The organism is Flavobacterium sp. 22659, from assembly GCF_052044235.1.
Taxonomy (GTDB): Bacteria; Bacteroidota; Bacteroidia; order Flavobacteriales; family Flavobacteriaceae; genus Flavobacterium; species Flavobacterium johnsoniae.
The window spans coordinates 17497-29436 of record NZ_JBQEMU010000013.1 but is presented as its reverse complement, the minus strand read 5'-3'; the positions used below and the strand labels follow the sequence as shown (position 1 = coordinate 29436).

Below are 11940 nucleotides of genomic sequence, written 5' to 3'. Positions count from 1 at the left end.
TGTCAGAAAAGACAGCTTCTTTCAAAAAAAAACAAAAAATAAAAGTGGGGCAAAATTTATTAATCGTAACCAAGATTTTGATCGTAAAGTCCAGGAACCGCTAAAATTTCTGATAACGGAATTGGATATAACAATGAATTATTATCAATAGTTCTGATTTTGTTTTCAGTATCTTCGGCCGCTTTCCAGGCGTTCATAATGGTTACCGCTTTTCCAGATCTTATTAAATCAAACCATCTTGTTCCTTCTGCAAAGAATTCTTTTCTTCTTTCGTCAAATAATTGGTCAAGTGTAATATTTGAAGCGTTTGCAGTAAGTCCGGCTCTGGTTCTTACTTTGTTTACAATATCGTCAACTTCTGCCTGAGAACCTCCTCCGCCATGCAGCGTACATTCGGCCATAAGCATTAATACATCTGTGTAACGAGTAATCATAAAATCAACTCCCCAGTCTTCACGACCGTTTCCATATCTTGCTGCATCGATATATTTTTTGAAAACCGGAAGTGTATAACTGCCTTTGTAAGTTCCTGAAGCTACGGTATAACTTGTCGCGATTCCGAAAATTTTTCTTTTATCTGATGCGGTAAACATATTCATGAATCCGTTTGAAATTGGTCTTGCTTCTAAAGCTCCTTGTGCCGATAAATTTAAAGAAGCAAAATAAGGTTCATATCCTAATTCTACCATAAAGTTACCTCCTACCGGAGTTGAAATATTTTGTGTGTACGGAATTACCAATACATTTTCTTTATTAGCATTTCCTTCGGTTTTAAAAATTGGATCGTAATCTGTTCCAAAGGCATATAAACCGCTTAATTTAATATCGTTTAATTCTTTGTAGGCTTTGTCCCATTCGTTTAAGCCCAGCATTGCTCCGTCAATTCCGTAAGTCGGGCTTGAACGTGTCATGTAAACCAAACCTAAAATAGCTTTTGCACCATATTTAGTAACTCGTCCAAAATTGGCAGTATCATAAGACGGAGCAAGATCCGGAATAGCCAGTTCTAAATCTGAGATAATTAGTTTATAAATATCGACAACAGCACTTCTTGGTATTTTTGATGCTTCCTGAGCCGTTACTGTTTTGTCTATTAAAGGCACTCGGCCAAACCATCTTACTAAATCAAAATAACAAAATGCTCTAAGAAAACGGGCCTCTGCAGCCATTGCAGTTTTATCTGCCGGATTTGTAAAAATGGCATCTCCTTTTTCGGCTATTTTTTCTAATAACTGATTGGCTTTGTAAATGGCATTGTAATTCGTTAAATACGCTTCTTTCACATAAGTGTTAGAACTAATAGAAGTATAAAAACTGTTAATTCCTTCCCAGTCTCTTGATGCTTGTGTAGTGGCCATCAAATTATCTGATCTGGTTTCGCTTAAATTCATTAATCGGTTTGCATAACCATATACGCTTGTTCCGTGAAAAGCTATTGAATAGGTTGCATTTCTGGCCTGAACAAAATCGCCGGGAGTTGCATAAAAATTCTCAATTGTTCCCTGAGACAAAGGCAGCTGTGTCAGCTCGTCTGTACAAGATGACTGTGCAAATAATAGTAGAGCACCTGCCGCTATGAAGATATATTTTTTCATTTTCTTTTAATTAAAATTAATGTTAAGCCCGATCACTAAAGATTTTGCCAAAGGCGCTCCTCCGTAATCTACCGGTACCGAAAAATCGCTGTTTGAACTTGCTGAAGTATTTACGGCTTCTGGGTTGAAACCTACTTTGTATTTGTTCCAATAGAACCAGTTTTCGCCCGTTACATATAATCTTGCGTTATCAATTCTTGAAATTCCTTTAAGAGCCTGTCTTAAATTGTATCCAATTGAAATGCTTCTAACACTTACATAATCAGATTTGTACAACCAGTCTGAGTTTGCCTGATAACCAAAAGAAGTTCTCCAGTTTCCTCTCACTGCCGGATCAACATTTAAAGAATTTTCTACAGATCCCATTCCGGTACGGTCAATTGCACGTCCTGTTAATCCGTAAACTGTTCCTCCGTTTTGTCCTTGTACCAAAACACTCAAATCAAAATCTTTGTATTTAAAATTGTTGGTAATTCCCCAAGTATATTTTGGTGTTGGATTTCCTAAATCAACACGGTCTTCTGAATTGATTTTTTTATCTCCGTTCTGATCTACATATCTAGGATCTCCAAGAACCAGTTTATTTCCTCCAATCGTTGTACCTCCTGCATCAATATCTGCCTGAGTGATTACACCATTCTGCTGTAAACCAAAGATGGTATACATTGGTTTTCCAACTTCCAGTTTCACAAACGGAACACCTCCGTCATAAGCATTGCTTATTTCAATTTTTGACTGATCAGGACCTAATGCCAAAACTTTATTTTCGTTATGGCTGATATTGGCAGAAGTTCTCCATTCAAAACTCGGCGTTTTCACGTTTAAAGAGTTTAACTCAAATTCCCATCCCTGATTTTGTACCTCTCCAATGTTGGTTAAATACGTTTGAAAACCAGAATCTCCCGGAACCGGAACTCTTAAAAGCAGTTCGCTGTTGTTTTTTCTATATAACTCGAAAGTTCCCGTAAGTCTGTTTTTGATGATTCCGAAATCAAGACCAAAATCTATACTTTTTGATTCTTCCCAGTGTAATGAAGGGTTTGGTATAGAAGCGGCTCCCTGACCTATGGCTACTGCACCGCCAATTGAGTAATTGTAAGTTCCAAGAGTAGCATACTGCGCATAACTTCCAATATTGTTACTTCCATTTATACCAGTGCTCGCTCTTAATTTAAGTTCAGTTAACCAGTCAACATTTTGTAAAAATGCTTCTTGTTTTACTCTCCATCCTAAAGAAAGAGACGAAAAAGTTCCCCATCTTCTGTCGGTTCCAAATTTAGAAGAACCGTCACGTCTAATACTCGCTGCCAAAATATATTTTTCTTTGAAATTGTACTGAATACGAGAAAAATAAGATAACAATGTATTTTTTTCTGCAGTTGTAGAACCAATAGATCCGGCAGGCAGAGTTTCGATACTTGAACTGTTGTAAAGCGCTCCCGAAGACATAGTCGATTTTGTAATTTCATACGCATTAAATGACTCTCCTAAAAGCAGGTTAAAGCTATGATTTCCAAAAGTTTTATCATAAGTCAGTGTATTTTCGTTTACGATATTCTGTCTTCTGTACGTATTATAGGCTCCTCTGATACTTGCAATTACATCATTTGGCGTGTAACTTTCGTTTACGTTGTCTGAATTATCAAAGTTGATGGTGCTTTTCAGCGTAAAACTTTTAGCAAACTGATAACTGGCATATCCAGAAATCAGGTTTCTGTACATAGAGTTTCTTCCTGTTCTTGCCAGAGCATTCAGCATGTTGGTTGTACTCGAACCCCAGGCATAACGTGTTGTATATTTTTCTCCAGCTGCATTTGCTGCACTTTCAAAAACCGGAGTTGCTGTTAGTGCTTTAAAGAGTGTATTGTCTTTTCCTTCAACACCCGGATCGTTTTTAATCGAATACGAAGGTGCCAGATTGATTCCCATTTTAAAGTTTTCAGAAAGCTTAATATCTATATTGGCTCTTGCAGAGAAAAGAGAATAATCTGTTCCCACAATATATCCGGTATTTTTTTGATAGTTGGCAGAAACATAATAATTTACTGCATCTGTAGCTCCCGAAGCGGTTAATTGATAGTTGCTGAATTCTCCCGTACGGAATACTTTATCCTGCCAGTCGATGTAATCTAATCCAGGATGTCCCGGCATATCCCATCTGTCATCATGCAGATAGGTGTAATATCTCGAATTGGCTGTTGTAAGCGGAGCTGTTGGGTTTACAGCGTTATAAGCTGCAATTCTTTCTGCCGTAGTCTGGCTGGCAGATGCTCCGGCAATTCCAGATCCTACCCATTGTGAATCAATCATCGTTTTAGCACGGCTAATCCATCCTTCAGCGGTAAGCATGTCTACTCGGTTAACTTCTTTGTTAACCCCTCCGTAGGTATTAAAAGTAAATTTCGGTTTTCCTTTTTTCCCTTTTTTGGTTGTAATAATTACTACTCCATTTGAAGCTCTCGAACCGTAAATAGCAGCTGCCGAAGCATCTTTTAAAACTTCAATCGAAGCCACATCATTCGGGTTCATATTATCAAGCGGACTTCCGTTTGAAAATCCTCCGTTACTGTTTGATCCTTCAGTATAAATTGGAAATCCGTCAATTACGTACAAAGGCTCGTTTCCTGCTGTAATAGAACCTGCTCCCCTGATTTCGATACTAAAAGGCTGTCCCGGTAAACCTGTAGTCTGTTTTACACGAACTCCGGCTACCTGACCAATTAATCCCTGATCGATTCTCGAAATCGGACGTTCCGTGAAAGATTCGGTCTTAATTCCTGAAATTGCTCCAGAGGTAAGTTTTTTCTTTTGAGTACCGTAACCAATTACTACAACTTCACTCAGGTTGGCACTTTCGGCTTCCATTGAAATATTGTAACTCGGTGCAGCGCCAATTTTTATTTCCTGCTTTACAAATCCCACAAACGAAAAAACTAATGTTTCTCCCGGAGCGGCCGAAATTGTATATTTTCCGTCAAAATCTGTACTGGTCGACCTGTTGGTTCCCTTGACAATTACGTTAACCCCAGGTATTGATAATTTGGCTGGATCGGTAACGGTTCCTGTCACCGTTTTTTCTTGCGCATAGCCTGATGAGTACGCTAGTACAAACAGGGCCATAATCAGCAAAAGATTAAGCTTGTTTTTCATAAAAGTTCAATTTGGTTAGTTAATTAGTTCAAACCAAATTTATTTAGAAGCACTTTTCGCAGTATCCTGTAGTATCCTGTTAGATTTCAATATCTTATAAAATTATTTAAGTTTACTTTAACAGAAAACACGCACAACTGCTTGATTTACAACTGCTAATTCATTGCGAATTTGAAAAATATATTTTTAAAAATTTTAGTAAATTATTTTTTTACATTTCATATTTATTTACATAAAAAAATATCAAATACTAATTTATACATGTAATTATCTGATGATTTTATTTTTTGAAATATTTTTCAAAAACAGGACGCTACAGGATAGCTTTTCGATACACTGATAATACTTTTACTTTATTGAGACAAAATTTCTATAATCGTATTCAACACAAAAAAATAAGAAAAGATTTATTTTTTAACCAGTCAAAACCAAAAATTATATAATGAAACTATCCTTAAAAACCTGCCTTTATACAATGCTGCTTTTTAGTTTTTTTCATGCCTTTTCGCAGGAAAAATTAGTTTCGCCCTGGCCGGAATCTAGTAACATAAATCAACCGTGGGCACGTTGGTGGTGGATGGGAAGTGCGGTGGATAAACCTAACTTAAAAAGAAGTCTGATTGATTTTCATAAAGCCGGAATTGGCGGTGTAGAAATTACGCCAATCTATGGTGTTAAAGGAGAAGAGAACAATTTTATTGATTATTTATCTCCAAAGTGGATGGAAATGCTTGACTATACAATTCACGTTTCTGACAGCTTAAATATGCAGGTTGATATGGTTTTAGGAACCGGATGGCCGTACGGAGGATCACACGTAACCCTGCCTCATGCCGCAACCAAACTAATTGTAGAAAAATATACAGTTAAGAAAAACGAAACTTTTGATCGAAATATCACTCTAGACAGCAGTAAAGAAAAAACACCGGCATCACTTTTATATGTTGTGGCATACGGAAGTGACGGTTCGTTTGTTAACCTGACCAATGAGCTTCAAAACAAAAAGGTTAATGTAAAAGACAAAGGACTCGAAGGCTCAAACATTAAACTTCCTAACAAACTCGAACCAAATAAATTAAACTGGAAAGCAAAAAAGGCTGATTATACAATTTATGCTGTTTTTAGCGGTAAAACCGGACAACAGGTAAAAAGAGCCGCTCCAGGCGGAAAAGGCTATACTTTAGATCATTATTCTGAAGAAGCTTTAAAAGCTTATGTTGTTCCTTTTAATGAGGCTTTGAAAGGCAGAGAAGGAAAAATAAGAGCTGTTTTTAATGATAGCTTTGAAGTCTACGGTACTGATTTTACACCGAGTTTCTTTGAAGAATTTCAAAAATTACGCGGTTATGATTTAAAAAAACAACTTCCTGTTCTGCTGAATGAAACTGATAATGAAATTGGAAACCGAATAAGAAGTGATTATCGCCAGACTATTTCTGATTTGTTATTGAATAAATTTGATAAATCCTGGACGAACTGGGCGCATTCTAAAAATTTCAAAACCAAACTGCAGGCGCATGGATCTCCCGGAAATTTAATCGATTTATATGCTTCTGCCGATATTCCGGAATGCGAAACTTTTGGTTCAATGCCTTTTGACATTCCGGGTTTCAGACGTGATAAAGAAGACATCCGCGAAGGAGATGCTGATGCTGTAATGCTGAAATTTTCTTCTTCGGCCGCGCATATTTCAGGAAAAAATCTGGTTTCATCCGAGACTTTTACATGGCTTCGAGAACATTTTAAAACTGCTTTGTCTCAGTGTAAACCTGAAGCTGAAGATTTAATGCTCAATGGTGTTAATCATATTTTTCTGCATGGTTCAACTTATTCGCCAAACCGTGCTGTATGGCCGGGATGGCAGTTTTATGCTTCAGTAAATTTCAATTCTAATAATACCATTTGGGAAGATGCGCCGGCTTTGTTCTCTTATATTTCAAACTGTCAGTCGCTGTTACAGCAGGGAAAACCAGACAACGAAATCCTGCTTTACTGGCCCATTTTTGATGCTTGGGATAAATATGAAAAAGGTACTTTGTTTTATCAGTTCAAAATACATTCTTTATTTGACTGGCTTTATGGAACTTCATTTTACGATACCACAAAAAGTCTCATGAAAAAAGGCTACAGTGTTGATTTTATATCTGATAATTTCATTTCCGAAGCCAAAGTTGTCAATGGAAATATTGTACTGCCTGGAGGAAATTTTAAATCATTGGTAATTCCGTCCTGCAAAAAAATGCCTGTTGAAACCCTGCAAAAACTTATCGAATTAAAAAAAGCAGGAGCCTCTATCCTATTTGAAGGACTTCCAGAATCGGTTCCGGGATTTAAAGATTATAAAAAGCAAGAACAAAACTTAAAAAATCTTTTAGCTGAAAATAAAATACAAGCCGTTTCAAATATTTTTACAAGTTTAGAAGATGCTAAAATTCAGCCTGAAAGTTTAGTAAATACAGGTTTAAAATTCATCAGAAGAGATAGTGACGGTGAAAAAATCTATTATTTAGTCAATCATACTGCTAAAACAATAAACGATTTTATTCCGCTTCAAGTTGAAAACAAAGAAGTTATTATTCTTGATCCGCTAACACGTGAATTTGGAAATGCCATTGTCAATAAAAAAGATAAAATCACTTATGTAAAAATCAAAATTGAACCAGGACAATCTTATTTTTTAAAGACTGAAAATACAGCTTCACAAAAAAAATGGAACTATTTTGAAAGCGCTTCTGAACCCATAGCACTAAAAGGAAACTGGAAATTATCGTTTGTCAGAGGCGGTCCAAAATTACCTGATGACGCTGTAGTTTCCAATTTAGAATCATGGACAAAATTAAGTCCGGATGCTGAAGCTTTTTCGGGATCAGCAGTTTATACGCTTCAATTTGAGAATCCAAACCCTAAAATAGAAAATTGGAGTCTCAATCTTGGCGATGTACGCGAAAGTGCTAAAGTCTGGCTGAATGAGGAATTTATTGGTACTGCATGGTCAGTTCCGTATAAACTGAACATTCAAAAATTGAAACCCGGAAAAAATGTTTTAAAAATTCAGGTAACCAATCTTCCGGCAAACCGAATACGTGATATGGAATTAAAAGGTCAGGAATGGAAAATTTTTTATGAAATAAATATGGTCGACAAAGATTATAAAAAGTTTGATGCCACAAAATGGAATCCAATGCCGTCCGGACTTTTAGGACCTGTAACCCTGACCGCTCTAAAACAAGAAAACTAACTGCCAAATAACCACAAATGAAAAAATTAATTTCACTTTTAGCCGTCTCCATTTTTTATACTTCGAGCCTTTCTGCACAAGAACCATTTGATAAAAAATTGGTTTTAAAGCAAATGATGCTTGCTAATGATTATTTTATGCAAAAATGGCCCGACACAGGAAAAACAATTATTACCAATAAAGAACGTCCCAGTAATATCTGGACGCGCGGGGTTTATTACGAAGGATTAATGGCACTGCATGAAATTTTTCCAAAAGAAGCATATTATGATTATGCTTATGCCTGGGCTGAATTCCACAAATGGGGATTTAACGGCGGCAACGTAACCCGAAATGCTGATAATTACTGTGCAGCTCAGACCTATATTGATTTGTACAATTTAGAACCTGATGCTAAAAAACTTAAAAACACAAAGGCAAATATAAACATGCTTCTCAACACACCTCAGCTAAATGACTGGTCATGGATTGATGCCATACAAATGGGAATGCCTGTTTTTGCCAAAATGGGAGTGTTAGAGAAAAACAATCGTTATTTCGAAAAAATGTACGACATGTATATGTTTTCACGAAACAAACACGGCGATAATGGTTTATACAATCCTAAAGAAGGCTTATGGTGGCGTGATGCGGATTTTGATCCCCCGTATAAAGAACCTAACGGCAAAAACTGTTATTGGAGCCGCGGTAACGGATGGGTTATTGCCGCTCTGGCAAAGGTTTTAACTATTATTCCTGAAAATGCACCCCATAGAGAACAGTATGTAAAAGATTTAAAAGCAATGGCTGCGGCGCTGGTTCCCATTCAAAGAGCTGATGGTTTTTGGAATGTAAGCTTACACGATCCATCAAATTTTGGTGAAAAAGAAACATCAGGAACTGCTTTATTTATTTATGGAATGGCGTACGGAATAAACAGCGGGATTTTGAAAAAAGAAACCTATTTAACTGTTATTCAAAAAGCATGGAATGCTATTACAACAGAAAGTCTGCACACAAACGGATTTTTAGGTTACCTGCAGTCGACCGGTAAAGAGCCAAAAGACGGACAACCTTTGTCTTACGACAAAATTCCTGATTTTGAAGATTATGGTTTAGGCTGTTTTTTATTGGCCGGATCAGAAATTTATAAATTAAAATAACAACAAAAAAGGCGGACATATAATATGGACCGCCTTTTTTTATCAAAACACTAACAACAAAATATCCTACATTATAAAAAACAAAGCTTTTTGAAGAGTATCAGACTGCACTTGATCTGCATAAGACTTCAAAAATTTTATACCTGATATTTTTGGAATAAATTCAGATTTACTTTTAAAATACAAGGCTAAATCTTTAAAAATTTCTGTCCTGCTTTTTGAGCCGTCTATTAAAACCAAATTTTCTATTTCTTTAAAAAAAGACAAACTGCTAAATAATTGTTTATCAAACAAAAAAAGCATAACATTTGTTCCTTTTCTTTCTAATCTTAAAAAATCTAGTAATTCAGCTTTATCATATACAACAAATATTGAACGATCAAAATCGCTGGACTCATTATCGTTATCTAACAAAAATGAATCTTCAGAAAATTCAAAATCGCTTTTAAATTTTCTTTTAAACATCTTTAAAAACACTCCTTTATTATCCAGTACCTGCAACATACTCCATTCCGGCAGGCAGTATTAAAGAAAAAGTTGCCCCGCTGAGAGCCGCACCTGTATTGTTTATAATGTCTACCTTATAAGTCCCAGGAGCACCTCCCTGCTCCAGATTTGAAGGCTGGTAAGATAACGGAGCATTGATCTGCACTTGTGCAAATACCGATCCTCCTATCACAGACAACAACAATAAGAACAAAATTGATGTAATTTTTGTTTTCATAAATCGTTTTTTTAATTAAAAAAAATCACAGCCAAAAGACAACTAATTGACTTATTAAGCTGTATACATTCCTTCTAATCACTTGGATTATTTAATAATTTAACAAATCTTATTAGGCCGCAAAGTTCTTTCTATCCTTTTGTAAAAGATGCTTGTAAACGTTTTTAAAGTAACAGTTTAAGACATTTCTTAGATGCAATATGAAATTTCAAGTTTACAGTCGCAGTCTCAGTCACAGTTTCATTATCAGCACACTGTGTAGTCTAATACGCTGGAAATGGCTGCTCACGATCGTAATTTGTACTCTGGATAGTAATAAAGATTAGCCGGCAGTTTGTAGTTTTCTTTTATAATTATAAAGAAGAATGCTGAACAGGTTGTCGAAATTCAAAAACTTTTAAAAATTTTGAACACGAATAACTGTACACTAAAAACAAACGCTGTGACTAATACCAAACGGCTTGTAGAAAAAATTCAACAAATTGATAAATTATAAAATAAAGGCGCATAGAATAATTACCCTGAAGAATGGGGCAGGTAAATACTTGCAAATAAAGGCTTCAATACTAAAAGAAATCATAGTATTAAAAGGCTTATACAAGAGATTTTAATTAAATTGAATGTATTGTATTTAGCTAAAATCAACAATATGTATAACAAACAACAAGCAAATATACTGTTTTTCAATACATTAACAAAAAAATGTGTTTTTTTCATTAAAAAAAGAAGAAGAAAACGTTTTATAACAATCTATTATATAATCTATTACAAAAAAAGAGAGAACTTGCGTTCTCTCTTTCTCTTTTAAAAGATGCGAATTATTAAGGCTAATAAAACTGAAATATTTTAGGATTTCCAAAAACAAACTATGTCAGCTTTTATTAATAGTACAAAATTACAGGCTGTTTTTTTAAATTCCTGCCTCTAAACGTTTTTAAAATATCAATTTAGGGTATTTATGAGAAGGTAATTAAACTTAGCAAAGTTCTGCTGTTTAAAGTTTCCTCGAAATAGTAATTTTTTTCATTTTGCATAATATTTCTTTTTGAACCACAAAGCTGCATTTACCAACGCAATAAGTGCGGGAACTTCTACCAAAGGACCAATCACACCTGCAAATGCTTCTCCACTGTTGATTCCAAAAACACTAATAGCAACTGCAATAGCCAGTTCGAAATTGTTTCCTGCAGCCGTAAAAGCTACAGATGCAGCTTTAGAGTAATCGGCTCCAAAATATTTGCCAGTAAAAAAACTCATTATAAACATTATTGTAAAATAAATTATAAGAGGCACAGCAATGCGTAAAACATCAAGCGGTATTTGGATAATAAGCCGGCCTTTAAGACTAAACATAATGATAATAGTAAAAAGTAAGGCTATTAAAGTAACAGGCGAAATAAAAGGTATAAATTTAGTTTCAAACCATTGAGCTCCTTTTAAAGCTGTTAAAACATAACGGCTGATGATCCCTAATGCAAACGGAATTCCTAAATAAATCCCGACGCTTTTTGTAATCTCAATAATGGTAATATTAACATCAGAACCTTTAAAACCGAAATAAGGCGGTAAAACGGTGATAAAAACATAAGCATAAATGCTATACAGTAAAACCTGAAAAATACTGTTGAGTGCAATAAGTCCAGCTGCGTATTCCCGGTTTCCTTCTGCAAGATCATTCCAAACTATCACCATAGCAATACAGCGTGCTAAACCAATCATAATTACTCCCGTCATATATTCGGGATAACCATTTAAGAAAAGAAGCGCCAGAAAAAACATTAAAACCGGACCAGCAATCCAATTTAAAAATAAAGAGGCAAATAAGATCTTGGTATTTTTAAAAACTTCTCCTATTTTCTCATATTTTACTTTTGCTAATGGCGGATACATCATTAATATTAGTCCAATTGCAAGCGGTATATTAGTTGTACCACTGGAAAAGGAATTAATAAAAGTACTGCTCGATGATATAAAATAACCTGCAGCCACTCCAAGAACCATAGCCAGAAAAATCCACAGTGTTAAAAACCTGTCCAGAAAACCTAATTTTTTCCTTCCTGCTGCCGGTGCACAATTATTTAGAGACATTTT

Annotated in this window: 7 protein-coding genes; 2 read left to right on the top strand and 5 right to left on the bottom strand. The window is 35.4% G+C overall.

Annotated elements, in window-relative coordinates; all coding sequences use genetic code 11:
• Window positions 1-59: 59 nt before the first annotated feature.
• Window positions 60-1595: a RagB/SusD family nutrient uptake outer membrane protein gene (locus ACTJIW_RS13960; protein WP_149206807.1), complete on the bottom strand. Its 1536-nt coding sequence runs from the start codon at window positions 1593-1595 to the stop codon at window positions 60-62.
• Between the two features lie 6 nt (window positions 1596-1601).
• Window positions 1602-4745, bottom strand: a complete 3144-nt coding sequence (locus ACTJIW_RS13955; protein ID WP_149206806.1) for a SusC/RagA family TonB-linked outer membrane protein — start codon at window positions 4743-4745, stop codon at window positions 1602-1604.
• 442 nt (window positions 4746-5187) lie between these two features.
• On the opposite strand from ACTJIW_RS13955, the gene ACTJIW_RS13950 reads away from it, so the two are divergent.
• Together ACTJIW_RS13950 and ACTJIW_RS13945 are read left to right on the top strand one after the other, a co-directional pair.
• Window positions 5188-7983, top strand: a complete 2796-nt coding sequence (locus tag ACTJIW_RS13950; RefSeq protein ID WP_440716872.1) for a glycosyl hydrolase — start codon at window positions 5188-5190, stop codon at window positions 7981-7983.
• A gap of 17 nt (window positions 7984-8000) precedes the next feature.
• Window positions 8001-9125: a glycoside hydrolase family 88/105 protein gene (locus tag ACTJIW_RS13945; RefSeq protein WP_440716871.1), complete on the top strand. Its 1125-nt coding sequence runs from the start codon at window positions 8001-8003 to the stop codon at window positions 9123-9125.
• A gap of 66 nt (window positions 9126-9191) precedes the next feature.
• Here the strand turns inward: ACTJIW_RS13945 and ACTJIW_RS13940 are convergent, their stop codons facing one another.
• The 3 genes from ACTJIW_RS13940 to arsB form a co-directional block, all read right to left on the bottom strand.
• Window positions 9192-9539, bottom strand: a complete 348-nt coding sequence (locus ACTJIW_RS13940) for a hypothetical protein (protein ID WP_440718457.1) — start codon at window positions 9537-9539, stop codon at window positions 9192-9194.
• A 70-nt stretch (window positions 9540-9609) separates the two neighbouring features.
• Window positions 9610-9849: a hypothetical protein gene (locus ACTJIW_RS13935; RefSeq protein ID WP_440716869.1), complete on the bottom strand. Its 240-nt coding sequence runs from the start codon at window positions 9847-9849 to the stop codon at window positions 9610-9612.
• Between the two features lie 1023 nt (window positions 9850-10872).
• Window positions 10873-11937, bottom strand: a complete 1065-nt coding sequence (gene arsB, locus ACTJIW_RS13930) for an ACR3 family arsenite efflux transporter (RefSeq protein ID WP_440716868.1) — start codon at window positions 11935-11937, stop codon at window positions 10873-10875.
• Window positions 11938-11940 lie beyond the last annotated feature (3 nt).

Bases quoted from the DNA above. Each gene is read 5' to 3' on its own strand.
- ACTJIW_RS13960 (WP_149206807.1), bottom strand. From the start codon at position 1,595: ATGAAAAAATATATCTTCATAGCGGCAGGTGCTCTACTATTATTTGCA.
- ACTJIW_RS13955 (WP_149206806.1), bottom strand. From the start codon at position 4,745: ATGAAAAACAAGCTTAATCTTTTGCTGATTATGGCCCTGTTTGTACTA.
- ACTJIW_RS13950 (WP_440716872.1), top strand. From the start codon at position 5,188: ATGAAACTATCCTTAAAAACCTGCCTTTATACAATGCTGCTTTTTAGT.
- ACTJIW_RS13945 (WP_440716871.1), top strand. From the start codon at position 8,001: ATGAAAAAATTAATTTCACTTTTAGCCGTCTCCATTTTTTATACTTCG.
- ACTJIW_RS13935 (WP_440716869.1), bottom strand. From the start codon at position 9,849: ATGAAAACAAAAATTACATCAATTTTGTTCTTATTGTTGTTGTCTGTG.
- arsB (WP_440716868.1), bottom strand. From the start codon at position 11,937: ATGTCTCTAAATAATTGTGCACCGGCAGCAGGAAGGAAAAAATTAGGT.